The sequence below is a fragment of the Pseudomonas fluorescens NCIMB 11764 genome, assembly GCF_000293885.2.
Lineage (GTDB): Bacteria > Pseudomonadota > Gammaproteobacteria > Pseudomonadales > Pseudomonadaceae > Aquipseudomonas > Aquipseudomonas fluorescens_B.
The window spans coordinates 537,492-562,481 of the sequence record NZ_CP010945.1 but is presented as its reverse complement, the minus strand read 5'-3'; the positions used below and the strand labels follow the sequence as shown (position 1 = coordinate 562,481).

Sequence of the window (24,990 nt, the reverse complement as noted above, 5' to 3'; positions counted from 1 at the left end):
GCGCTAGATTAGGCCTGGGCGGGGATCGATATCAAGGGCGGGGCGGTGCAGGAAGTGCCGGGGTGTGTCAGGCAGGGAGGCGTTGTCTGGTCGGACCCCATCGCGGGCAAGCCCGCTCCCACAGGGGGTCTGGGTGAATCACAAATGTGTAATCCAACCCGGAACCTGTGGGAGCGGGCTTGCCCGCGATGAGCCACGCCGAGGCGTAACGGTCTTACTGAGCAGTCAGGCTCACATCCCGCAGCGGCTTGCCACGCACCGGTGCATCACCGGCCACGTAGTAGTCGGCCGTGCTGCGCGGCAACGGCTTGCGGCCACGGATCTTGTCGGCGATTTTCTCGGCGATCATGATCGTTGGCGCATTCAGGTTGCCGGTGGTGATGATCGGCATGATCGAGGCATCGACCACACGCAGGGCTTGCATGCCATGCACGCGACCTTCGGCATCGACCACGGCCATTTCGTCGGTGCCCATCTTGCACGAGCAGGACGGGTGGAACGCCGTTTCGGCGTGCTCGCGGATGAACTTGTCGAGCTGCTCATCGGTTTGCACGTCAATGCCCGGGCTGATTTCGCGGCCACGGAAAGCGTCCAGTGCAGGCTGTTGCATGATTTCACGGGTCAGGCGGATGCCGTCGCGGAATTCCTGCCAGTCCTGCTCGGTGGCCATGTAGTTGAACAGGATGCTCGGGTACTCGCGCGGGTCCTTCGACTTGGCCTGGATGCGACCGCGGCTCGGCGAACGCATGGAACCCATGTGCGCCTGGAAGCCGTGCTCTTTCACCCCGTTGCTGCCGTTGTAGTTAATGGCCACTGGCAGGAAGTGATACTGGATGTTCGGCCAATCGAATTCCTCGCGGGTGCGGATGAATCCGCCGGCTTCGAACTGGTTGCTGGCGCCGATGCCGGTGCCGTTGAACAGCCACTCGGCACCGATGGCCGGCTGGTTGTACCAGAGCAGCGACGGGTACAACGAGACCGGCTGGGTGCAGGCGTATTGCAGGTACAACTCGAGGTGATCCTGCAGGTTTTCGCCGACGCCTGGCAGGTCATGGACCACCGGGATGTCGAGCTTTTTCAGCAGTTCGGCCGGGCCGACGCCAGAGCGTTGCAGGATCTGCGGCGAAGCGATGGCGCCGGAGCACAGCAGCACTTCTTTGCGGGCGCGGGCTTCAACGCGCTCTTCAGCGGCGCCGATCAGGTAACGCACGCCGACCGCACGCTTGCCTTCGAACAGGATCTTGTCGGTCAGGGCGTGGGTGACGATGGTCAGGGTCGAGCGCTTCTTGGCGATGTCCAGGTAGCCGCGTGCGGTGCTGGCGCGACGGCCGTTCGGCGTCACGGTGCGGTCCATCGGGCCGAAGCCTTCTTGCTGGTAACCGTTCAAGTCTTCGGTGCGCGGGTAACCGGCTTGTACGCCGGCTTCAACCATGGCGTGGAACAGCGGGTTGTTGCCGGCTTTCGGCGTGGTCACGCTGACCGGGCCGTCGCCACCGTGGTAGTCGTTCGGGCCGATGTCACGGGTTTCAGCCTTGCGGAAGTACGGGAGGCAGTTCAGGTAGTCCCAGTCTTCAAGACCTGGAAGCTTGGCCCAGTTGTCGTAGTCCATCGCGTTGCCGCGGATGTAGCACATGCCGTTGATCAGCGAAGAACCACCGAGGCCCTTGCCGCGACCGCATTCCATCCGGCGACCGTCCATGTGTGGCTCCGGATCGGTTTCGTAGGCCCAGTTGTAGCGACGACCTTGCAGCGGGAACGCCAGGGCGGCCGGCATTTGCGTGCGGAAGTCCAGGCGGTAGTCCGGACCGCCGGCTTCGAGCAGCAGGACGGTGACGCCTTCGTCTTCAGTCAGACGGGTCGCCAGGGTGTTACCGGCCGAGCCGGCACCGATGATGATGTAATCGAATTCTTGGGACATTGAAATGCACCCTCTTTGAAAGTGGTCAGGTCAGACCGTTGGGAGTGCTGCGCACTCGATCGCCACGGTGCGGCGATCCGACAGGCTGGCCCCACATTGGAATACGTACTCTGTGGGAGCCAGCCTGCTGGCGATGACGGCCTCGCAGGCGAAGCAGATGCCGCCTTAGAACACCGAGGCGTAATCGCCCAGCTCAACCTGTACCGATTTGATGCGTGTGAAGTTGTTCAGCGAGCTGATGCCGTTCTCACGGCCAACACCCGACTGCTTGTAGCCGCCGACCGGCATCTTCGCGTCGGACTCGCCCCAGGCGTTGATCCAGCAGATACCGGCTTCCAGTTGATGAATCACGCGGTGAGCGCGGTTCAGGTCCTTGGTGACGATGCCAGCGGCCAGGCCGAAGTCGGTGTCGTTGGCACGACGGATCACTTCTTCTTCGGTTTCGTAGGTCAGGATCGCCATGACCGGGCCGAAGATTTCTTCGCGCACAATGGTCATCTCGTCGGTGCAGTCGGTGAACACGGTCGGTGCCACGAAGGCGCCTTTGGCGAAGTCGCCTTCGGTCAGACGGCTACCGCCGCACAGCACGCGAGCGCCTTCTTCCTTACCTTTGGCGATGTAACCCAGCACGCTTTCCATGTGGGCAAAGCTGACCAGCGGGCCGAAGTTGGTGTTTTCGTCTTCCGGGTTGCCGATACGGATACGGGCAACGCGCTCAGCGATCTTGGCTTCGAATGCCACTTTCAGATGGCTCGGTACGAACACTCGGGTACCGTTGGTGCAGACCTGACCGGAGCTGTAGAAGTTGGCCATCATCGCGGTGTCGGCAGCGCGATCGAGGTCGGCGTCATCGAAAATGATCAGCGGGGACTTGCCGCCCAGTTCCATGGTCACGTCTTTCAGCGAGGAACTGGAAGCACTGGCCATCACCTTCTTGCCGGTGTCGGTGCCGCCGGTGAAGGAGACTTTCTCGATGCGTGGGTGCTCGGTCAGCCAGGTGCCGACTTCACGGCCGCTGCCGGTCAGGACGTTGAACACACCCGCTGGAACGCCCGCTTCGGTGTAGATCTCGGCCAGTTTCAGCGTGGTCAGGGACGTGACTTCGCTTGGCTTGAAGATCATCGCGTTACCCGCTGCCAGGGCTGGTGCGGATTTCCACAGGGCGATCTGGATCGGGTAGTTCCACGCACCGATACCGGCGACAACGCCCAGCGGCTCGCGACGGGTGTAGACGAACGAGGTGGTACGCAGCGGAATCTGCTCGCCTTCGATGGCCGGAACCAGGCCCGCGTAGTACTCCAGCACGTCAGCACCGGTGACGATGTCGACATACTTGGTTTCGGAGAACGACTTGCCGGTGTCCAGGGTTTCCAGGGCGGCCAGTTCATCGTTGCGCTCGCGCAGGATGTCCACGGCACGGCGCAGGATGCGCGAACGCTCCATGGCGGTCATCGCGGCCCAGATTTTCTGGCCCTTTTCGGCGCTGACGACAGCGCGCTCGACGTCTTCCTTGGTCGCACGCTGTACGTTTGCGAGGACTTCACCGTTAGCCGGGTTGATGGCTTCGAAAGTGGCGTCGCTGCTGGCGTCGGAGTAACCGCCATCGATGTAGAGTTTTTGCAGTTCGAAACGGGCCATAGTGTCCTCGCAAGTGCATAAGTGGTTGGCGTAGGCCACCGCGGTGAAGCCATACAAGTGTGGCAACACCGATCGGCAGCAGTTCAGGGGCTGAGCGTTATGTGTGCTCTAACTCACCTGCTTGGCCAATTGGAAATCCATGTATTCGTAAGCGATCCGGTGCGCCTGTTCCGTGTCGAAAGCATCTCCCGACAGCGCCCCCCGCAACCACAAACCGTCAATCAACGCCGCCAGGCCCCGGGCTGCACTGCGCGCATCATCGAGCGGCAATACGCGACGGAACTGGCAGCACAGGTTGGAATACAGACGGTGATCGTTGATCCGCTGCAACCTGTGCAAAGACGGGTGGTGCATGCTGGTGGCCCAGAAGGCCAGCCAGGTTTTCATTGCCGGGCCATTGACCTGGCTGGCGTCGAAGTTGCCTTCGATGATCACCTGCAGATGCGCCCGCGGGCTGTCATCTTCCAGCGCCTGACGGCGCGCGGTGACGTTCTCGCTGAGGACACTCATCAGGTACTGCGCCGTGGCAGCTATCAGGCCGTTCTTGTCCTGAAAGTAATGACTGATGATGCCATTCGAGACACCGGCCAAACGGGCGATCAGCGCAATGCTGGCGTCCCCCATCCCGACCTGATCGACGGCCTGCAATGTGGCTTCGATCAATTGCTGGCGGCGGATGGGTTGCATACCGACCTTGGGCATCTTGCACATCTCCTTAGGCCTTCCGGCAGACGCAAAACGTCTATCGGGTTGAGGGCCAGTCTATTTTGTTTTGATTGAACGTTCAATCAACAAAGAATAAGATCTGCGACAAATCGTCGCTGCTTACAGATTTTTCCTACGTGTAAATGGCGATAAACCGACATCCAAAACGGCTCGAAACCTATACGCAACCGCGTCTACAGGCTTCGGGCTTTTTTCGGGGTGTCTTTATATCACCCGCCGGTCGGCTGCCAACTCATCGATTGGTCGGGTATCGCGTTGCCTTGTGTTCTTCTCTCGCACTGCCGGAGCCTCTGTGCCATGAGTTCTGCCTCTCTTATAAAGACCCCGCCCGAGAAGGTGACGGTCAACGGTTGGGTGTTCTACACCTCTACCGCGCTGATCCTGCTGTTGACCGCCATTCTGATCATCGCCCCGCAAGAGGCCGGCAGAATGCTCGGAGTGGCTCAGGCCTGGTTGTCCCGCAGCTTCGGCTGGTACTACATGGTGGTGATCGCCGCGTACCTGGTTTTCGTGGTCGGCCTGGCGTTTTCGTCCTACGGAAAACTCAAGCTGGGCAGCAAGGACGACACCCCGGACTTCAGCTATGGCGCCTGGGCGGGGATGCTGTTCTCCTCGGGTATCGGCATCTCGCTGCTTTACTTCGGTGCTTCCGAGCCGCTGGACCACTACTTCAACCCGCCGGAAGGCGTTTCGGCCAGCAACATGGCCGCACGTCAGGCGGTGCAGCTGACTTTCCTGCACTGGGGCCTGCACGGTTGGGCGATCTACGCACTGGTCGGCCTGGCCGTTGCTTACTTTGCCTACCGTCATAATCAGCCGCTGGCGTTGCGTTCGGCGCTGTATCCGCTGGTGGGCGAACGTTGGGTCAAAGGCGCGGCCGGTCACGCGGTGGACGGCTTCGGCATGTTCGTGACCCTGCTGGGGCTGGTGACGAACCTGGGGATCGGTTCGCTGCAAGTGTCGTCGGGCCTTGAAAACCTGTTCGGCATGGAACACAGCAACACCAACCTGCTGATCGTGATCATCGTGATGAGCACCGTGGCGACCATCGCTGCCGTGTCCGGCGTGGAAAACGGCATTCGCCGTCTGTCCAACCTGAACATCGTGTTGTTCAGCGGGCTGCTGATTTTCGTGCTGCTGTTCGGCCCGACTTTGCACCTGCTCAACGGCTTTGTGCAGAACATCGGTGACTACCTGAACGGCGTGGTACTGAAGACCTTCGACCTCTACGTTTACGAAGGCAACAGTGAGAAGTCCGACCGCTGGTTGGGCTTGTGGACCCTGTTCTACTGGGCCTGGTGGATTTCCTGGGCGCCATTCGTAGGCATGTTCATCGCGCGTATTTCCCGTGGTCGCACGGTGCGTGAACTGGTGGCCGGCGTGCTGCTTATTCCGCTGGGGTTCACCCTGGCGTGGCTGTCGATCTTCGGTAACTCGGCCCTGGACCTGGTGATGAACCATGGGGCGGTGGAGCTCGGGAAGACGGCGCTGGAACAGCCGTCCATGGCGATCTACCAGTTGCTGGAGCATTACCCGGCGTCGAAAGTGGTGATCGGCGTGTCGATCTTCGTGGGTTTCGTGCTGTTCCTGACCCCGGCGGATTCCGGTGCGGTGATGATGGCCAACCTTTCGTGCAAGGGCGGCAATGTCGACGAAGATGCACCGCACTGGCTGCGGATCTTCTGGTCCGTGGTGATCACCCTGGTGACCATCGGCCTGCTGTTCGCCGGTAACTTCGAAGCCATGCAAACCATGGTGGTGCTGGCCGGCCTGCCGTTCTCGGTGGTGCTGGTGTTTTTCATGTTCGGCTTGCACAAGGCCATGCGCCAGGACGTGCAGATCGAACAGGAGCAAGCGGAACTGGCTGCACGCGGTCGTCGTGGTTTCAGCGAGCGTCTGACCCAGCTGGACCTGCAACCGAACCAGTCGATCGTTCAGCGCTTCATGGACAAGCAAGTCAGCCCGGCGCTGGAAGAGGCCGTGGTTCAGCTGCGTGGCAAAGGTCTGGACGTGCAAACGTTGCTGGGCAAGGCCAAGCGCTGCATGGGCCTGCGGATCGAGATGGAAGAGGGCAACCCTTTTGTCTACGAAGTGAGCCTGGACGGCTATCTGGCGGCGGCGAGCGACACGGTGTCGGCCGAAAGTGCCGATGAACCGCGCGCACGTTACTACCGCGCCGAGGTGTACCTGCACAACGGCAGCCAGGATTACGACTTGATGGGCTTCACTCAGGATCAGATCACCCGTGACGTGCTCGATCAGTTCGAAAGCCATCGGCAGCTCCTTGGCCGGGTCTATAGCTGAAACTTGAGGTCATGCGGTGCAAGTTGCTGCACCGCAGATCCATTGTGGCGAGGGAGCTTGCTCCCGCTCGACTGCGTAGCAGTCGCATTTAACGATAACGCGGTCTTTCTGAATGACCGTGGTGTATGGTTTTGGGGTTGCTACGCAACCCAGCGGGAGCAAGCTCCCTCGCCACAGTTATCAGCATTCCAAGCCAAATATCTGCACTAACAAAAACGCCGCGATCCTCTCGCGGCGTTTTTGTGTCTGCTGCCTTAGCCCAGGTTCTTGCCGAGCAGCGCGTGATACAGCTCGCTGTCGCCGAGAATCCCGACCACCTTGTTGTTGTCGTGCAGTACCAGCTTGTTGCCGGTCTGATAACGAATCTGCAGCGCATCGCGCATGCCGATGTTCGAATCCACCAGGGTAGGTCGACGACCCAGCCCTTCTACCGCCTGACCCGGCACCCAGTTCTGCAGATCCAGCGCTGAACCATTCTGGCGTGCGCCCTTGATGGTGTTGCCTTCGGCCAGGTCCAGCCACGAATCGCCGCCCGGATCGAGGCAGACCGAACCGTTGATGCGTTTGCAGTTGTCGAGGGTGCGCATCAGGCTGCGACCGCACAACACGTTCAGCGGGTTGGTGTGCGCGACAAAGGTCCGCACGTAATCGTCCGCCGGGTTCAACACGATTTCTTCTGGCTTGCTGTACTGAATGATCCGACCGTCTTTCATGATCGCGATGCGGCTGCCGAGCTTCAGGGCTTCATCGAGGTCGTGGCTCACGAACACGATGGTTTTGCTGAGCTTGCGTTGCAGTTCCAGCAGTTCGTCTTGCAGGCCCTGGCGGATCAGCGGGTCGAGGGCCGAGAAGGGTTCGTCCATCAACAGAATGTCGGCGTCCATCGCCAGCGCGCGGGCCAGGCCAACACGCTGCTGCATGCCGCCGGAGAGCTCGTCCGGCTTCTTGTTGCGCCACTGGGTCAGTCCCACCAGCTCAAGCTTTTCGTCCACCAGTTTGCGCCGTTCTTTCTCGGGGCGGCCCTGCATTTCCAGACCGAAGCTGATGTTCTCGCGCACCGTCAGCCAAGGCATCAGGGCGAACTTCTGGAACACCATCGCGATACGCTTGGTGCGCATCATTTTCAGTTCTGCCGGAGTACAGGACGCGATGTCGATCTGCTTGCCTTCGTGCTCGACAAACAACTTGCCACGGCTGACGGTGTTGAGGCCGTTGATGCAGCGCAGCAGGCTCGATTTGCCGGAGCCGGACAGGCCCATCAGCACGCAGATTTCACCTTTATCGATATCCAGGCTGGCCTTTTCAACACCGACGATCTGGCCGGTCTTTTTCAGGATCTGGTCGCGGGTCATGCCTTGGTCGAGGAGCTTGAGCGCCTCGCGCGGATCTTTGGAGAAGATTACGTCGACGTCTTCGAAGCGAATAATGCTCATGCGTCACCCCCTGCTTTAGCGTCGGGTTGTTTGCAGATACGGTCGAGCATGATCGCCAGCAATACGATCGCCAGGCCGGCTTCGAAGCCCAGGGCGATATCAGCAGTGTTCAGTGCGTTGACCACGGGTTTGCCCAGGCCGTCGGCGCCCACCAGTGCCGCGATCACCACCATCGACAACGACAGCATGATGCACTGGGTGATACCGGCCGCGATGCTTGGCATGGCGTGGGGCAATTCAATCCGTGAGAGCAATTGACGACGCGAGCAGCCGAAGGCTTTGCCAGCGTCCATCAGTTCCTGAGGGACATCGCGAATGCCCAGGTAAGTCAGGCGGATAGGCGCGGCAATCGCGAACACTACCGTTGAAATCAGACCCGGGACCACACCCAGACCGAAGAGGGTCAGGGTAGGAATGAGGTAAACGAAGGTCGGTACGGTCTGCATCAGATCGAGTACCGGACGCATCACGGTGTAGAACATCGGCTTGTGCGCGGCGACGATGCCCAGCGGCACGCCGATGACCACGCAGACCAGGGTGGCGAACAACACCTGGGCGAGGGTTTCCATGGTTTCCTGCCAGTACCCCAGATTGAGGATCAGCAGAAAGGAGGCAATGACGAAAACGGTCAGCCCCCACTTTCGTTGAATGAAATGTGCCAGTAGCGCGATGAGGCCGATCAATGCCAGCGGGTTGAACCAGGTCAGCGCAAAAGTCACGCCGTGGATCATCGTTTCCAGTGACACGGCGATTGCGTCGAAGGTGTTGGCGCCGTGTTGCGTCAACCATTCAACGAAGCCCGCAATGTACTGGCCTAGAGGTATTTTCTGATCAATCAGCATGGTAGTGAACGTCCGCATGCAAGGAAATAAACAGCCCGGGCGAGCGAACCCGCCCGGCGTAAGCGATTACTGCGCGAGCTTGGCTTTCACGGCCTCCAGGCCTGGTTTACCGTCAATGGTGGTCACGCCAGCGAGCCAGGTATCGAGGACCTGTGGGTTCTTTTTCAGCCAGGCCTTGGCGGCCGCTTCAGGCTTCATTTTGTCGTCCAGGATGTTGCCCATCAGTGAGCTTTCCATGTCGACGGTGAATTCCAGGTTTTTCAGCAACTGGCCCACGTTGCTGCACTCCTGGACGTACCCCTTGCGGGTATTGGTTGCCACGGTGGCTGCACCGAAGTCAGGGCCGAAGAAGTCGTCACCACCGGTCAGGTACTGAATCTTGAAACGCTTGTTCATCGGATGCGGCGCCCAGCCGAGGAATACGACGGCGGTGTCGCGTTTCTGCGCGCGGTCGACTTGCGACAACATGCCCGCTTCGCTGGATTCGACCATCTTGAATCCGGCGTCCTTCAAGCCGAAGGCGTTCTTGTCGATCATACTCTGGATCAGACGGTTGCCGTCGTTACCCGGTTCGATGCCGTAGATCTTGCCGTCGAGTTCTTTCTTGAATTTGGCGATGTCGGCGAAGTCATGCAGCCCTTTGTCGTACAGCGCCTGCGGCACGGCGAGGGTGTACTTGGCGCCGGTGAGGTTGGTGCGCACGACATCCACGGTGCCGGCATCGCGGTAGGCCTTGATGTCGTTTTCCATGGTCGGCATCCAGTTACCGAGGAAAATGTCCATGTTCTTGCCATCGGCCAGGGACTTGTAGGTCACCGGAACGGAAATCATGGTGGTTTTGGTCTTGTAGCCCAGGGCATCGAGCACGACGCTGGTGGTGGCGGTTGTCGCGGTAATGTCTGTCCAGCCGACATCGGAGAAGTTTACGGTACTGCACTGAGCGGGTTCTGCGGCTTGAGCCAGTAACGGCAGACTCAGCATGGCGGCCAACAACAACGACGGGGAACCTTTCATGGATGGACTCCTTGGTGTTTTTTTTGGCAGTGTTCCGACTGGACCACCGCACTTATAGGTTGCGGTTGGATGGCGTTTTGGAGACAGCTCTACCAGGGCGCCTTGCAATCGAGTCGATACGATCATGTACCAGTGAAAATCTGACGCCTACAGGGTGCGTCGTAACCAGTACAGGGATGGTCGCATCCAGTGTCGGTGACGTCGTTTACAGATTTTTTCAGCCCCTTTTCCCCCTCTGCATCGCCAAAAAATGGCGAAAACATGGCGTAAAACGCACACGGCGTTGGTGGGCATGAGTGCGTCGGTGTGAGACGTCGAACGACACCGCAAAAGCCTGATGATGCGGCCATCTCGGCGGATTGCAGCTTGAGCGTAGCAGCTCCGTCACCGGGCGCTTCTGCGTCTGGAGTAGGCACATCCAGGAGTTCGGCAGTAATGGCTATCAGCGTTTTCGACCTGTTCAAAATCGGCATCGGTCCTTCCAGTTCGCACACCGTGGGGCCGATGCGCGCCGCGGCGCTGTTCGTGCAAGGTTTGCGTGAACAGGGTCTTTTGGAACAAGTGCGGCGCGTCGAAGTTCAGCTTTATGGCTCGTTGTCCGCCACCGGTATCGGTCACGGCAGCGACAACGCGGTGATCATGGGCCTGATGGGCGAGTGGCCGGACGCGATCGATCCGTCGCAAATCGGCATTCGCATTGAAACCCTGCGCGAAACCCACACGCTGCTACTCGATGGCCGTTTGTCGGTGCCGTTCATCTGGGGCCGGGACATGCGCCTGATCGACGAAAACCTGCCGTTCCACCCCAACGCCATGACCCTGATCGTCGAAGGCGATGACGGCGAGCTGCACCGCGACACCTACTATTCCATCGGCGGCGGATTTGTCGTTGATGAAGCCCAGGCATCCAGCGGTGTGGTGGATCTGGATCGCACCGAGTTGCCGTACGATTTCTCCAGCGCCGTCGAGCTGCTCAGCCTCTGCAAGCAGCACAACTTGCGTGTTGCCGAATTGATGATGGCCAACGAGAAGGTCTGGCGCAGCGAAGAAGAAATCCGCGCCGGGCTGATGAAACTCTGGCGGGCGATGCAGGATTGCGTCGAGCAGGGCCTCAAGCACGAAGGCATCCTGCCCGGTGGCCTGAACGTGCGCCGCCGTGCAGCCAAATTGCACCGTAGCCTGCAGGAGTTGAACAAGCCCAACGTGATCGGCTCGACCTTGAGCGCTATGGAGTGGGTCAACCTGTTCGCCCTGGCGGTCAACGAAGAAAACGCCGCCGGCGGGCGCATGGTCACGGCGCCGACCAACGGCGCGGCGGGGATCATTCCGGCGGTGTTGCACTACTTTATGAAGTTCAGCGAGGCGGTGACCGACGCCAACGTGGTCGACTATTTCCTCAGTGCCGCCGCGGTAGGGATTCTGTGCAAGAAGAACGCTTCGATTTCCGGTGCGGAAGTCGGTTGCCAGGGCGAAGTCGGTTCGGCTTGCGCCATGGCGGCTGCGGGGCTGGCGGAGATCCTTGGCGCCACGCCGGAGCAGTTGTGCAATGCGGCGGAAATCGGCCTGGAGCATAACCTCGGCCTGACCTGCGATCCGGTCGGCGGACTGGTGCAGGTGCCGTGCATCGAGCGCAATGCGATTGCCGCGGTGAAAGCGATCAACGCGGCACAGATGGCGTTGCGCGGCGATGGTCAGCACTTTATTTCGCTGGACCGGGTGATCCGCACCATGCGTGATACCGGGGCGGATATGCATGACAAATATAAAGAGACATCGCGGGGTGGGTTGGCGGTGAGTGCGGTCGAGTGCTGAAACCGCGTCGACCCTGTGGCGAGGGAGCTTGCTCCCGCTCGGCTGCGCAGCAGTCGCAAGACCGGCGACTGCGGTGTACCTGAAAGAATGCGGTCGCAGGGTTTGGGGCTGCTGACGCAGCCCATCGGGAGCAAGCTCCCTCGCCACAGGACGGTTTCTGCCACACCAGACCAGTCAAAACTGCGCGCTAAGTGAACACAGGAATTGAAACGCGCCACGTTTTGGCGCGTCGCTTACAGATAAGCCACGTGTATCAAGCCAGGGATCCAAACCGGCCCTGACCGTTCGTCTCTCGTGCTTGCGGTGACACTCTTTTCAGGGGCGCCGCAGCCCTGTTCCCACAAGTGCTACCGATCTGCTCACACGCAACGGAGCAGAGCGCTTGCTGCCCTTCCTGATACGTATAACCCCTACTCGCGACGCGGCTTATATAGACACGCCGCGACGTCGTTTTCAGGAGTTATTGAACGCGCATTCAATTTTAGGCATGGCAATTGCTCTGTCATTACAAAGCCCGTCTCCCATGCGAGAACGATGGCAATAACAAGAGCCTCCGCCTGAGGCCATCACCCGCTTTGTGTGAGGAGATACCGCGATGACGACGTTCAACTCCGGGGCTCAACCCCAGAACCGTGCGCCTCAATCCATCGGCTTTCTGCTGCTGGACAATTTCACGCTGATTTCTCTGGCCTCCGCCGTAGAGCCCCTGCGTATGGCCAACCAATTGTCCGGTCGCGAGCTGTATCGCTGGACCACGCTCACCGTCGACGGCGGCCAGGTCTGGGCCAGTGACGGTCTGCAGATCACCCCCGACGCCTCGATGCACAAAGCACCCTCCATGGACACCATCATTGTCTGCGGCGGTATCGGCATCCAGCGCACCGTAACCCGCGAGCACGTGTCGTGGCTGCAAAGCCAGGCGCGTCAGTCCAAGCGCCTCGGTGCGGTTTGTACCGGCAGCTGGGCCCTGGCCTGTGCCGGCCTGCTGGACGGTTTTGATTGCAGCGTGCACTGGGAATGCCTGGCCGCTATGCAGGAAGCCTTCCCGCGCGTGGCCATGAGCACCCGTTTGTTCACCCTCGACCGTAACCGTTTCACCAGCTCCGGCGGCACCGCGCCGCTGGACATGATGCTGCACCTGATCAGTCGCGATCACGGTCGTGAACTGTCGGCTGCGATCTCGGAAATGTTCGTCTACGAGCGCATCCGTAACGAACAGGATCACCAGCGCGTGCCACTCAAGCACATGCTCGGTACCAACCAGCCGAAGTTGCAGGAAATCGTTGCGCTGATGGAAGCCAACCTTGAAGAGCCGATCGACCTCGACGAACTGGCGGTGTACGTCGCCGTGTCCCGTCGACAACTCGAGCGGTTGTTCCAGAAATACCTGCATTGCTCGCCGTCGCGTTACTACCTGAAACTGCGTTTGATCCGCGCCCGGCAATTGCTCAAGCAAACGCCGATGTCGATCATCGAAGTGGCGTCAGTATGCGGCTTCGTGTCCACGCCGCACTTCTCCAAGTGCTACCGCGAATACTTCGGCATTCCGCCGCGTGACGAACGCGTAGGCTCCAACACCACGCAACAAGTGGCGATGATGCCGCTGCCGCAAGCATTGGTGCTGTCGCCTTTGTCCGGGCCGTTGTCGGCGCTGAGTCAGGCGCGCAATGAGTCGACGTTTGCCAGCGTAAGGCTCTAAACCGAGGCGCCTTTGGAAAAAGATCGCAGCCTTCGGCAGCTCCTGCAAAGATCGGTGTAGGAGCTGCCGAAGGCTGCGATCGTTTGATCTTTTATCAGGCGCTACGGCTTTGCTGGTACTCCGCCAATGCCGGCAACAATTGCTTGTCGATGGCCTGGCGCACCGCCGGCAGGATGGTCGCGCTGCTGGTATACATCTGCTTGACCATAGTCCGCAGTGTCATCGCCCGCTCATCATTCAAGCCCCGCACCGCACACTCGCAAGCCTGCTCGGCCGTGGAGCCGTTCGGTACTTGAAAACCCAACGATTTCAGTTGGCCCAACAGGTCTTCCTGGTCAATCAAATCGGCGTGCATCATGACGCAATCCTTCTTCAGGGAACGGTGTCGTGGTTCGATTCTCGTAGGGGTACGGGGTGGCGGCAAGGACGATTTGTCGCAATGGCCGCAATACCTATGAACAGGTCGTTTTCGGCTAACTTGCGAGAGGGGAGAGTGGGCACACTGGATTCAGCTGGCTCCTCGACGGTTTGGTCACCCTCGCGCAACGGCTCCTCAACAGTACCTTCTACCCCGATCCTGTCACGGCTTGATCGGGGTTTTTTTTGTCTGTGAATACGGGGTTTTTGTGTTGTATGGGCGGACGCCATCGCGGGCAAGCCACGCTCCCACAGAATCGGGGGGGCACCACCGGTTTGGCGAACGCCGCGCAACCTCTGGGAGCGTGGCGTGCCCGCGATGAACGATGACGCGGTTTAACGCTGTAACACGAGGATTCGCGAGAGCAACTCATCCCGATCGACATAGCACCCCTGAAAATGCCGGGCGCCGCTGGCGGGGTCGAAGGCGTTGCGTGCGTGAAGGGTGCGGCGGTTATCAAAGCACCACATCTCCCCCGGATTAAGCCGTGTCATCACCCGGAATCGCGCCTCGCGAGTCATCGCGATGAAGCGCCGGTAAGCGCGATACAACCTGGGCATCTCATCCACCGATGCATCAAACGGCCCACGCAAAAAGTTCGCCATACGGATTTCCGACACCTGCCCCAACGCATCCAGCGCGATGATCGGCGCGAGGCAGCGGTAGTCGCTGTGACGGTCCTTGTTGCGAAACTCCACAGGGATTTCACACAAGGCCTTGAACGACTCGGGATCTTCCTCGCGCAACGCGTGGGCAATTGCAAAACCGTCGACAAAAATACTCTCGCCACCGTCCGCGTCATTGACCAGGCAATGCAGAAATTGCAGTCCCGGTTGCAACTCCCGGGTGGGCAGGTCGCTGTGCAATGGCAGGTTGAAAGCGGTGTAGGCGTTGCTGTCGGCATCGGCCTTGGACTGCACGTTGAACAACACACCGAAATTGCTCTCGCGGATGAAGGAAATACGCTGTGCGATCAGCTTCAGCGAACCGGGTTCGGTGGGCACGCCGCGCACTTGAGTCAGGCCGATATCGCGCACCGCCAGCAGCCATTGCAACAAGGCATCGTTGTCATTCATCAGCGCTTGATAGTCGAACACCGGCAGCGACAAGTTGCTTTTCCACAGCCGGGATTTTGGCTTGCCGGCCCGGCGTTCGGCGCGGGATTCGTCGTCATAGGCGTGGGCCCGCAACCAGCCTGGATCAAAGCGACTCTGGTGGCCGTCCTGCCAATCGACACGCAGGCAACCTTCAGCATCGACACGCGCATTTGCCGCCGTCAGGTCCTCAGCCACATCGACGATTTCCAGTACCTGCTCGCGGGTCACGGTGTAGACGCATTGCGGACACGGGCAGTTGTCCCGCAGCCATTGATGATGAAAGGGGCTGACACGGGTATCCGCCCATGTCACAAGAATGCGATCCGCCAAGGCCTGCACGCCACTCAGCGCGCTGATCAACGGATAAGTACGAAAGTCGGCAAACGCAGCGGCGGTGTTCATGGTGATCTCCTTGTTATTTTTTTGTAGGTAGAGCGATCACTCGGCCAATGCAGGCAGGGGCAGGCAGGTCGGTTTGTTCGGCAACGATGGCTTGCAGCTTTTCCAGCGTTGCTTCGCTGAACGGCGCGGAACGCGGTCCTGCGAGGTCGACGTGCAGCAGCATTTGTTCGTTGCCCGCCAGTTCCTTGTCATCGCCGACCAGATGCAGGCTGTGATAGAGGTGCAGGCGTTTGCTGTCGTGAGCAATGATCTGGGTGTGCACTTCAACGTTGGCGCCGAGCTTCACTTCGTGCAGGTAGTTGAGGTGCAGTTCGAGGGTAAACAGCGAGCTGCCGCTGGCTTCGCGGTTGTCGCTGTCCATGCCCAGACGGTCCATCAGTGCGTCGGTGGCGTAGCTGAAAATCAGCAGGTAGAAGGCGTCGCGCAGGTGGCCGTTGTAGTCGACCCAGTCGGGGATGATTGTGGTGCTGTAAGTCGTAAGCGCGGGCATGGGATCAGGTCCTGAAGTAATAAGAACCTGTAGGAGCCAGCAAGCCGGCTCCTACAGAGAGCGGTGGTTAGTCGGCGAAGGCCATCCCATGCTTCTCTTTGGTGGTTTTCACTGCTTCCAGCACCGCCAGCAAGCAATCATCACGATAGCGCTCCAGCGCGGAAATGCTGTGCTTGCCCAACTGATCACTGGTGCCGTCCACCACATCGTCGATCAACTTGTCGGTCAGTTCCGGTGCTGGCAGGTACGTCCACGGCAATTGCAACGCCGGCCCGAACTGCGCCATGAAGTGCCGCATGCCGGCATCGCCGCCGGCCAGGGTGTAAGTCAAAAAGGTGCCCATGAACGACCAGCGCAGACCCGCGCCAAAACGGATCGCGTCGTCGATTTCACCGGTGGTCGCCACACCGTCGTTGACCAGGTGCAGCGCCTCGCGCCACAGTGCTTCGAGCAAACGGTCGGCGATGAATCCTGGCACTTCCTTGCGCACATGGAGCGGACGCATGCCCAAGGATTCGTAGACTTTCATGGCGGCTTGAACGGCTTCCGGGGCAGTGTTCCTGCCGCCGACCACTTCCACCAGGGGCAACAGATAAACCGGGTTGAACGGGTGGCCGACCACGCAGCGTTCCGGGTGGGTCGAGCTCTCGTAGAACTCGCTCGGCAACAGGCCCGAAGTGCTGGAGCCGATCAAGGCATCGGGCTTGGCCGCCGCGCTGATTTTGCTGTGCAGTTCCAGTTTCAGATCGAGGCGTTCCGGGGCGCTTTCCTGAATGAAATCGGCATCGCGAACACACTCTTCGATGGTCGCGACAAAGCGCAGGCGATCTTGCGAAGCACCGGGCGCCAGGCCTTGTTTCTCCAGCGCGCCCCAGGCATTGGCGACGCGTTTGCGCAGGGCGGCTTCGGCACCGGGCGCCGGGTCCCAGGCCACCACGTCGAGGCCGTGGGCGAGAGCACGGGAGACCCAGCCGCTGCCGATGACACCGCTGCCCAGGGCGGCGAAGGTTTTGATTTCGGTGATAAAAGTCATGGCGATTACCTGAATTTGGCTCGGAAAAAACTGTGTGAGCGAGCCTGCTCGCGATGGCGGTATTCCTGTCGCAGATGATGTTTCGGTTTTACCGACGTCATCGCGAGCAGGTTCGCTCACACAGGGGGAAAGGTGTCGGGATCAACCGCGCTTGGTCAGGCCCATTTTTGCCCGGCCTTCCGCCGGCGTCAGAACCCGGGCGCCGAGGCGACTGAGGATTTCCGAGGCGCGTTCGACCAGTTGGCCGTTGGTTGCCAGCACACCCTTGTCCAGCCAGATGTTGTCTTCCAGACCGACCCGCACGTTGCCCCCCAGCAGCACCGCTTGCGCCGCCATCGGCATCTGCATGCGACCGATGCCGAAACCGGCCCACACGGCATTTGCCGGCAGGTTGTCGACCATGGCTTTCATGGTGGTGGTATCCGCCGGCGCGCCCCACGGGATGCCCAGGCAGAGCTGGAACAGCGGGTCGTCGAGCAGGCCTTCCTTGATCAACTGTTTGGCGAACCACAGGTGACCGGTGTCGAAGATTTCCAGCTCGGCCTTCACGCCCAGCTCTTGAATGCGTTTGGCGCCAGCACGCAACTGCGCCGGAGTGGACACGTAAATGGTGTCGCCGTCGCCGAAGTTCAGGGTGCCGCAATCGAGGGTGCAGATTTCCGGCAGCAGTTCTTCGACGTGGGCCAGGCGGGTCAGTGGACCGACCAGATCGGTGTTCGGACCGAACTCCATCGGGTTCTCGCCGGCGCCGATTTCCAGGTCACCGCCCATGCCGGCGGTGAGGTTGACGATGATGTCGACGTCGGCCTCGCGGATGCGCTCCATCACTTCGCGGTACAGCGCCACGTCACGGCTGAATTTGCCGGTTTCGGGGTTGCGCACGTGGCAGTGGACCACGGTGGCGCCGGCCTTGGCGGCTTCCACGGCAGCAGCGGCGATTTGTTTCGGGGTGACCGGCACGTGTGGGCTTTTGCTGGTCGTGTCGCCAGCACCGGTAAGTGCGCAGGTGATGATGACGTCGTGGTTCATGAGGCGGGTTCCTTGCAGGCGTGATGATTCCGTTCGCAGCCCCGTAGGGCTGCGAGTCGGTGGTTCAATCGGGGTTTATTTGCTGGTCAGTTTCAAATTGTCAGCCGCCGGTTTGCCATCGAAGGTGGTCACACCTTCCAGCCAGCGTTGTTTGTCTTGCGGGTGATCTTTCAGCCATTGCTTCGCTGATTCGAAGGCGTCCTTGTGATCCAGCAGCGGCTGCATCATCCGGCTCTCGTCTTCGGCGGTGTAGGTCAGGTTGCTGAGCAACTTGCCGATGTTCGGGCACTGCTGCGCGTAGTTCGGCGAGGTGACGGTCCAGACCGTGGCCATGCCCTCGTTCGGGCCCAGCGCGTCGTCGCTGCCGGTGAGGTAAGTCATCTGCACGTTGACGTTCATCGGGTGCGGCGCCCAGCCGAAGAACACCACGGCTTCTTTGCGGCGCACGGCGCGGTCCACCGCGGCGAGCATGCCGGCCTCGCTGGACTCGACCAACTGGAACTTGCCGAGGCCAAACTGGTTCTTGGCGATCATCGCCTTGATCTGGGTGTTGGCGCCCGAACCGGGCTCGATGCCGTAGATTTTGCCGCCCAGTTCTTTTTCGAACTTGGCGATGTCGGCAAAAGTCTTCAGGCCCTTGTCGGCGAGATAAGTCGGTACGGCGAGAGTGGCGCGGGCGTCTTTCAGGCTTGGCGCTTCAAGGACCTTGACCTGATTGGCGTCGACGAAAGGCGTGATGGTTTGCGTCATCAGCGGGTTCCAGTAGCCCAGGAACAAATCCAGGCGCTGGTCGCGGATCCCGGCGAAAATGATTTGCTGGGACGCGCTGGTTTGTTTGGTGTTGTAGCCGAGGCCATCGAGCAAGACCTGGGTCATGGCGCTGGTGGCGATCACGTCGGTCCAGTTCACCACGCCCATGCGGACGTTCTGGCAAGAAGCGGGTTCGGCGGCCATGACGCTGGCGCTCAGGAAAGCGGTACCGCTGAGTGCAAGAACACAGCTGCTGATCAGTCGTTTCATCTCAGGTTTCCTCGGCAGTTCGTTATTGTGGGTCCGGTCGTCTTTGTGCGCCGGTGATGCCAAGTTACGCAGCTTGAGGCCCGTCAAAGCGCACTGCGGCGACCAGCTCTTGCACTGCGGCGACCTGTGCTCTTGAATGCCGCGCGCAAGTGGCGTATCAACATCACACGCCAGCCGCCAACCGAGTGCGCTCCATGTCCCAGGATTTCTACTTCTTGTTGATGCCGGGTTTCTCGGCCATCGGCTTTATCTCGGCAATCGAGCCGCTGCGGGTCGCCAATCGCTTTCGCGGCGAGCTGTATCGCTGGCATGTGCTGAGCGCAGACGGCGGGGCGGTGCTGGCCAGTAACGGCATGTCGGTCAACGCCGATGCGGCACTGGAGCCGCTGAAGAAAGGTGCGACGCTGTTGGTGGTCGCCGGCTTCGAACCGCTGAAATTCGCCACCCCGGCACTGGAGCACTGGCTGCGCCGACTGGACAACGAAGGCGTGACCCTCGGCGCGATCGACACCGGCAGTTTCGTCCTTGCCGAAGCCGGCCTGCTCGACGGTCATCGCCTGACCCTGCACTGGGAAGCCATCGACGCCTTCAAGGAGTCTTATCCACAGCTCAGCGTCACCCAGGAGCTGTTCGAGATTGACCGTCGGCGCATCACCTCCGCCGGTGGCACCGCGTCCATCGACCTGATGCTCGACCTCATCGCCCAGGCCCACGGCCCGGAACTGGCGATCCAGGTCAGCGAACAATTCGTACTCGGCCGTATCCGCCCGCGCAAAGACCACCAACGCATGGAAGTCGCCACGCGGTATGGCATCAGCAACAAGAAGCTCGTTCACGTCATCGGCGAGATGGAACAGCACAGTGAGCCGCCGCTGACCACGCTGGAGCTTGCGGAATCGATCAAAGTGACGCGGCGGCAGCTGGAGCGTTTGTTTCGGTTGCACCTGAACGACACGCCGAGCAATTTCTACCTGCGATTAAGGCTGGAGAAGGCGCGGCAGTTATTACGTCAGACCAATATGAGTGTGCTGGAGGTGAGTATCGCGTGCGGGTTTGAATCACCGTCGTATTTCACCCGCAGTTATCGGGCGCGGTTTGCCCGTTGCCCCCGGGAAGACCGGCGTACTGCCAACGCCTGATGCAGGTACACAGAACCAATGTGGGAGCCAGCCTGCTAACGATGGCGGTGTGTCAGGCAACAATGTTGTTGACTGCTACTCCCTCATCGCCAGCAGGCTGGCTCCCACAGGTGATTTGTGTCGCCAGAAAGAACGCTTACTTCTTCAGCAGCGCCGAACACGCCGCCTTGTAAGCCTCATGCTGATACTTGTTCAACGTCCCCGGCAGCTCAAAATCAAACTTCTTGTTCTGCGCATTGATCGTCTGCGGTGACAAGAGCGTCACGTCGCAGTTCTCCAGCAACTGAAAAATGCCCTCGATCTTGAACGTGGTCGGCCCACCGGCGAATTCACCTTTCTTGCTGCGCTTCTTGATCGCGATCCGGTCAATGGCGTTCTCGCGAACAAACGACGCCACCTGAGCGGCAAAGACCTTGACGTTGGCGGCCTCGTCGTCATCGTCGAGGGCGATTTTCTTGGTGTTGAGCGCGACGTGGCTTAGCACCTGATCGTCGAGAGAGGCCACGGCGATGATTGCTTCGCTGCCTTTGATTTCGATGCCGCAGATGTTCATTTCGATCCCTTTACTGGCTGAAGTAAGCAGCTTTACCGCTCTGGTTGGCCGGAGTTTGCATCACTCCTGCCCAATCGACTCCAAAAACTCCGACCGCTCATCACTCATCCGCGCTACGCAGTCATTCTGCGCAATCGTAAACGCCTTGCTGCCACTGGTCGCCGGAAACGCTTCAACCGCGCAATCCGCGTCCCGGGTCTTCAGCCATTGCTGCTGGGCGGCCTTGATTTTGGCGGTGATGTCGGCCAGTTGCGTCGGGCTCTTGCCATAGAGCGTTTGCATGCGCTCGGTCAGGCTTTGGTAGTTGTCCTTGAGCAGGTCTTCGGCGGTGGTTCGGCTGTAGACCGAGCATTCCAGGGTCTGGACGTCGTTTTCGACTGCATCGCAGGGGTTGGTGTCGGACTCTTCAGCCGCCTGTACGCCGGTCGCTATCAGTGCCAAAGCCAGGAAGATCGATTTCATTGCGTCGCCCTAAATCCAGTAAGCATCCAGTAATACGCCGAATTCTGGCCCAAGCGGACGGCATTGAACAGCCAGGTGATAAGCGCCGATATCGACCCTTTGTCGCAGATTGACGCTTTCGGCAAACCCCCTGTCGTTTTTGCACCCGGCTGCACCGGTCCTCAGGCATATGCTGGCCCCAAAGCGCCGGCACACGATTCGGCGCACGAATCGCTAATAGGGGACAGCCTGATGAGCCCAGCCGAATTGCACGCCGACAGCATCGTTATCGACGGGCTGATTATTGCCAAGTGGAATCGCGAGTTGTTTGAAGACATGCGCAAGGGCGGTCTGACCGCGGCCAACTGCACCGTGTCGGTGTGGGAGGGCTTTCAGGCCACCGTCAACAACATCGCCGCCAGTCAGAAGCTGATCCGCGAGAACAGCGACCTGGTGATTCCGGTGCGCACCACCGCCGACATCCGCAAGGCCAAGGAGCAGGGCAAGACCGGCATCCTGTTCGGTTTCCAGAATGCTCACGCGTTTGAAGACCAGATCGGCTACGTCGAGGTGTTCAAGCAGCTGGGCGTCGGTATCGTGCAGATGTGCTACAACACCCAGAACCTGGTCGGCACCGGTTGCTACGAGCGCGATGGCGGCCTGTCGGGCTTCGGTCGTGAAATCGTTGCCGAGATGAACCGCGTTGGCGTCATGTGCGACCTGTCCCACGTCGGTTCGAAGACTTCCGAAGAAGTGATCCTCGAATCCAAGAAGCCGGTCTGCTACTCCCATTGCCTGCCGTCGGGCCTGAAAATTCACCCGCGCAACAAATCCGATGAAGAGCTGAAGTTCATCGCCGATCACGGCGGTTTCGTCGGTGTGACCATGTTCGCGCCGTTCCTGGCCAAGGGCATCGATTCGACCATCGACGATTATGCCGAAGCCATCGAATACACCATGAACATCGTTGGCGAAGACGCCATCGGTATCGGCACCGACTTTACCCAGGGCCATGGCCAGGACTTCTTCGAATACCTGACCCATGACAAGGGCTACGCCCGCCGTCTGACCAGCTTCGGCAAGATCATCAACCCGCTGGGCATCCGCACCGTGGGCGAGTTCCCGAACCTGACCGAAACCCTGCTCAAGCGCGGCCACTCCGAGCGCGTGGTCCGCAAGATCATGGGCGAGAACTGGGTCAACGTCCTCAAGGACGTCTGGGGCGAGTAAGCCACAGCACCTCTGAATCCTTTCCCCCGGCCGCCCGTGCCGGGGGCAACACCCAAATTTTTCTGGAGTTAAGTTTCCATGGCCAAGATCGCCCCGCAATTGCCAATCGAAGTCGACAGCGAAACCGGTGTCTGGACTTCCGACGCCCTGCCAATGCTGTACGTACCGCGTCACTTCTTCGTGAATAACCACATGGGCATCGAGGAAGTGCTGGGCGCCGAAGCCTATGCCGAGATCCTGTACAAGGCCGGCTACAAATCCGCCTGGCACTGGTGTGAAAAAGAAGCTGAATGCCACGGCCTGGAAGGCGTCGCGGTGTTCGAGCACTACATGAAGCGTCTGTCGCAACGCGGCTGGGGCCTGTTCAAGATCCAGGACATCGACCTCGACAAAGGCACCGCCAGCGTCAAGCTTGAACACTCGGCATTCGTCTACGTGTACGGCAAGGTCGGGCGCAAGGTCGACTACATGTTCACCGGCTGGTTTGCCGGTGCCATGGACCAGATTCTGCAGGCCCGCGGCAGCAAGATTCGTACGGTTGCCGAGCAAGTCTACGGTGGCTCCGAAGAAGGCCACGACGACGGTTTGTTCACCGTCAAGCCGTTGTAAGTCGAGGACCCCGCCATGGCTTTCGAAGCAATGTTCCAGCCGATCCAGATCGGCAAACTGACCATCCGCAACCGCGTGCTCAGCACTGCGCACGCCGAGGTCTACGCGACCGACGGCGGCATGACCACCGACCGGTACGTCAAGTATTACGAAGAGAAAGCCAAGGGCGGGATCGGCCTGGCGATTTGCGGCGGTTCCTCCAGCGTGGCCATCGACAGCCCGCAAGGCTGGTGGAAGTCGGTCAACCTGGCCGACGACCGGATCATCCCGCACTTCCAGAACCTGGCCGATGCCATGCACAAGCATGGCGCCAAGATCATGATCCAGATTACCCACATGGGCCGTCGCTCGCGCTGGGACGGCGAGCACTGGCCAACCCTGCTGTCGCCGTCGGGTATCCGTGAACCGGTGCACCGCGCGACCTGCAAAACCATCGAGCCGGAAGAAATCTGGCGGGTGATCGGCAACTATGCCAGCGCCGCCGCGCGGGCCAAGGCCGGTGGCCTGGATGGCGTCGAGCTGTCCGCCGTGCACCAGCACATGATCGACCAGTTCTGGAGCCCGCGGGTCAACAAACGCACCGACGAATGGGGCGGCAGCTTCGAGAACCGCATGCGTTTCGGCCTGGAAGTGATCAAGGCTGTGCGGGCTGAAGTCGGCCCGGATTTCTGCGTCGGCATCCGTCTGTGCGGTGATGAATTCCACCCGGACGGCTTGTCCCACGAGGACATGAAGCAGATCGCCAAGTACTACGACGACACCGGCATGATCGACTTCATCGGCGTGGTGGGTTCGGGTTGTGACACCCACAACACCCTGGCCAACGTTATTCCGAACATGAGTTATCCACCGGAGCCATTCCTGCACCTGGCCGCCGGTATCAAGGAAGTGGTGAAGGCCCCGGTTCTGCATGCGCAGAACATCAAGGACCCGAACCAGGCGACCCGTATTCTGGAAGGCGGCTACGTGGACATGGTCGGCATGACCCGCGCCCACATCGCCGACCCGCACCTGATCGCCAAGATCAAGATGGGCCAGGTTGACCAGATCAAGCAATGCGTCGGCGCCAACTACTGCATCGACCGTCAGTACCAGGGCCTGGACGTGTTGTGCATCCAGAACGCCGCGACCTCCCGTGAATACATGGGCGTGCCACACATCATCGAGAAATCGACCGGTGTGAAGCGCAAAGTCGTGGTGGTCGGTGCCGGCCCTGCCGGGATGGAAGCGGCTCGCGTATCTGCCGAACGTGGCCACGACGTGACCCTGTTCGAGAAGAAAGAATTTATTGGCGGGCAGATCACCACCGCCTCGAAAGCCCCGCAACGGGACCAGATCGCCGGTATCACGCGCTGGTTCCAACTGGAGCTGGCGCGTCTGAAAGTCGACCTGCGCCTGGGCGTGGCCGCCGATGCGGCAACCATTCTCGACCTGCGCCCGGATGTAGTGGTGCTCGCCGTTGGCGGTCATCCATTCCTGGAGCAGAACGAACACTGGGGCGCGGCCGAAGGCCTGGTGGTCAGCAGTTGGGACATCCTTGACGGCAAAGTGGCGCCGGGCAAGAACGTGCTGGTCTACGACACCATTTGCGAGTTCACCGGGATGTCGACCGCCGACTTCCTCGCCGACAAGGGCTGCCAGGTCGAGATCGTCACCGACGACATCAAGCCGGGCGTAGCGATTGGCGGTACCTCGTTCCCGACGTACTACCGCAGCATGTACCCGAAAGAAGTGATCATGACCGGGGACATGATGCTGGAGAAGGTCTACCGCGAAGGCGACAAGCTGGTGGCGGTGCTGGAAAACGAATACACCGGCGCCAAAGAGGAGCGGGTGGTGGATCAGGTGGTCGTCGAAAACGGCGTGCGTCCGGACGAAGAAATCTACTACGCCATGAAGGAAGGCTCGCGCAACAAAGGCCAGATGGACATCGAAGCCCTGTTCGCGATCAAGCCGCAACCTTCGCTGAGCCAGGCGGGCGACGGCTACTTGCTGTTCCGCATCGGTGACTGCGTGGCGCAGCGCAACACCCACGCGGCGATCTACGACGCGCTGCGGTTGTGCAAGGATTTCTAACGGATAACCACCATCACCTGTGGCGAGGGAGCTTGCTCCCGCTGGGCTGCGAAGCGGCCCCAAAACC

The 24,990-nt window shown here is 60.2% G+C and carries 21 protein-coding genes; 7 read left to right on the top strand and 14 right to left on the bottom strand.

Translation table 11 applies throughout. From position 1 onward, the window contains the following. Positions 1-214: 214 nt before the first annotated feature. The 3 genes from betA to betI all read right to left on the bottom strand — a co-directional run bounded on the left by betA (position 215) and on the right by betI (position 4,258). Positions 215-1,918, bottom strand: coding sequence for a choline dehydrogenase (betA, locus tag B723_RS02610; RefSeq protein ID WP_017341212.1), 1,704 nt, complete (start codon positions 1,916-1,918; stop codon positions 215-217). A 165-nt stretch (positions 1,919-2,083) separates the two neighbouring features. Further along, the gene (gene betB / locus B723_RS02605; protein ID WP_017341211.1) at positions 2,084-3,556 is read right to left on the bottom strand and encodes a betaine-aldehyde dehydrogenase; all 1,473 of its coding nucleotides are present in this window, start codon (positions 3,554-3,556) and stop codon (positions 2,084-2,086) included. A 108-nt stretch (positions 3,557-3,664) separates the two neighbouring features. Next, the gene (gene betI / locus B723_RS02600) at positions 3,665-4,258 is read right to left on the bottom strand and encodes a transcriptional regulator BetI (RefSeq protein ID WP_017341210.1); all 594 of its coding nucleotides are present in this window, start codon (positions 4,256-4,258) and stop codon (positions 3,665-3,667) included. A gap of 378 nt (positions 4,259-4,636) precedes the next feature. Here betI and B723_RS02595 point away from each other — a divergent pair, with 378 nt between their 5' ends. After that, positions 4,637-6,586, top strand: coding sequence for a BCCT family transporter (locus tag B723_RS02595; RefSeq protein WP_238588329.1), 1,950 nt, complete (start codon positions 4,637-4,639; stop codon positions 6,584-6,586). A 254-nt stretch (positions 6,587-6,840) separates the two neighbouring features. Here the strand turns inward: B723_RS02595 and choV are convergent, their stop codons facing one another. The 3 genes from choV to B723_RS02580 all read right to left on the bottom strand — a co-directional run bounded on the left by choV (position 6,841) and on the right by B723_RS02580 (position 9,875). Then, positions 6,841-8,019 carry a choline ABC transporter ATP-binding protein gene (choV, locus tag B723_RS02590; protein ID WP_017341208.1) on the bottom strand — a complete coding sequence of 393 codons (1,179 nt, stop codon included), beginning with the start codon at positions 8,017-8,019 and terminating at the stop codon, positions 6,841-6,843. Further along, a complete protein-coding gene (gene choW / locus B723_RS02585; protein ID WP_017341207.1) occupies positions 8,016-8,861 on the bottom strand; it encodes a choline ABC transporter permease subunit in 846 nt (281 codons plus the stop codon). The genes choV and choW overlap by 4 nt, the downstream gene beginning before the upstream one ends. Before the next feature lie 66 nt (positions 8,862-8,927). Beyond that, a complete protein-coding gene (locus tag B723_RS02580; protein ID WP_017341206.1) occupies positions 8,928-9,875 on the bottom strand; it encodes a choline ABC transporter substrate-binding protein in 948 nt (315 codons plus the stop codon). 435 nt (positions 9,876-10,310) lie between these two features. On the opposite strand from B723_RS02580, the gene B723_RS02575 reads away from it, so the two are divergent. Next, complete coding sequence (locus B723_RS02575) at positions 10,311-11,687, top strand: L-serine ammonia-lyase (RefSeq protein ID WP_017341205.1); 1,377 nt, start codon at positions 10,311-10,313, stop codon at positions 11,685-11,687. 595 nt (positions 11,688-12,282) lie between these two features. Continuing rightward, positions 12,283-13,386 carry a GlxA family transcriptional regulator gene (locus tag B723_RS02570; RefSeq protein WP_017341204.1) on the top strand — a complete coding sequence of 368 codons (1,104 nt, stop codon included), beginning with the start codon at positions 12,283-12,285 and terminating at the stop codon, positions 13,384-13,386. Positions 13,387-13,480: 94 nt separating this feature from the next. On the opposite strand, the gene B723_RS02565 is transcribed toward B723_RS02570, so the two are convergent. The 6 genes from B723_RS02565 to B723_RS02540 form a co-directional block, all read right to left on the bottom strand. Further along, positions 13,481-13,744, bottom strand: coding sequence for a hypothetical protein (locus B723_RS02565; RefSeq protein ID WP_017341203.1), 264 nt, complete (start codon positions 13,742-13,744; stop codon positions 13,481-13,483). Between the two features lie 395 nt (positions 13,745-14,139). Beyond that, positions 14,140-15,303 (bottom strand): gamma-butyrobetaine dioxygenase, encoded by a 1,164-nt coding sequence (locus B723_RS02560; protein ID WP_017341202.1) that lies wholly within the window; start codon positions 15,301-15,303, stop codon positions 14,140-14,142. 13 nt (positions 15,304-15,316) lie between these two features. Then, positions 15,317-15,793 (bottom strand): thioesterase family protein, encoded by a 477-nt coding sequence (locus B723_RS02555; RefSeq protein WP_017341201.1) that lies wholly within the window; start codon positions 15,791-15,793, stop codon positions 15,317-15,319. 67 nt (positions 15,794-15,860) lie between these two features. Continuing rightward, the gene (locus tag B723_RS02550; RefSeq protein WP_017341200.1) at positions 15,861-16,826 is read right to left on the bottom strand and encodes an L-carnitine dehydrogenase; all 966 of its coding nucleotides are present in this window, start codon (positions 16,824-16,826) and stop codon (positions 15,861-15,863) included. Between the two features lie 141 nt (positions 16,827-16,967). Beyond that, positions 16,968-17,855, bottom strand: a complete 888-nt coding sequence (locus B723_RS02545; RefSeq protein WP_017341199.1) for a 3-keto-5-aminohexanoate cleavage protein — start codon at positions 17,853-17,855, stop codon at positions 16,968-16,970. Positions 17,856-17,930: 75 nt separating this feature from the next. Continuing rightward, positions 17,931-18,875, bottom strand: a complete 945-nt coding sequence (locus B723_RS02540) for a choline ABC transporter substrate-binding protein (protein ID WP_017341198.1) — start codon at positions 18,873-18,875, stop codon at positions 17,931-17,933. A 194-nt stretch (positions 18,876-19,069) separates the two neighbouring features. Between B723_RS02540 and B723_RS02535 the strand changes: the two genes are divergently transcribed. After that, positions 19,070-20,014 carry a GlxA family transcriptional regulator gene (locus tag B723_RS02535; protein WP_017341197.1) on the top strand — a complete coding sequence of 315 codons (945 nt, stop codon included), beginning with the start codon at positions 19,070-19,072 and terminating at the stop codon, positions 20,012-20,014. 136 nt (positions 20,015-20,150) lie between these two features. Here the strand turns inward: B723_RS02535 and B723_RS02530 are convergent, their stop codons facing one another. Together B723_RS02530 and B723_RS02525 are read right to left on the bottom strand one after the other, a co-directional pair. Next, a complete protein-coding gene (locus B723_RS02530; protein ID WP_017341196.1) occupies positions 20,151-20,567 on the bottom strand; it encodes a DUF3010 family protein in 417 nt (138 codons plus the stop codon). A gap of 60 nt (positions 20,568-20,627) precedes the next feature. Beyond that, positions 20,628-21,029 carry a lysozyme inhibitor LprI family protein gene (locus tag B723_RS02525; protein WP_017341195.1) on the bottom strand — a complete coding sequence of 134 codons (402 nt, stop codon included), beginning with the start codon at positions 21,027-21,029 and terminating at the stop codon, positions 20,628-20,630. 231 nt (positions 21,030-21,260) lie between these two features. On the opposite strand from B723_RS02525, the gene B723_RS02520 reads away from it, so the two are divergent. The 3 genes from B723_RS02520 to dgcA all read left to right on the top strand — a co-directional run bounded on the left by B723_RS02520 (position 21,261) and on the right by dgcA (position 24,923). After that, complete coding sequence (locus tag B723_RS02520; protein ID WP_008033250.1) at positions 21,261-22,238, top strand: dipeptidase; 978 nt, start codon at positions 21,261-21,263, stop codon at positions 22,236-22,238. 78 nt (positions 22,239-22,316) lie between these two features. Continuing rightward, on the top strand, positions 22,317-22,847 hold the full coding sequence (locus B723_RS02515) for a DUF5943 domain-containing protein (RefSeq protein ID WP_007947752.1): 531 nt from the start codon (positions 22,317-22,319) through the stop codon (positions 22,845-22,847). Between the two features lie 15 nt (positions 22,848-22,862). Then, positions 22,863-24,923: a dimethylglycine demethylation protein DgcA gene (gene dgcA, locus B723_RS02510; RefSeq protein ID WP_017341193.1), complete on the top strand. Its 2,061-nt coding sequence runs from the start codon at positions 22,863-22,865 to the stop codon at positions 24,921-24,923. The last annotated feature ends 67 nt before the right edge of the window (positions 24,924-24,990 follow it).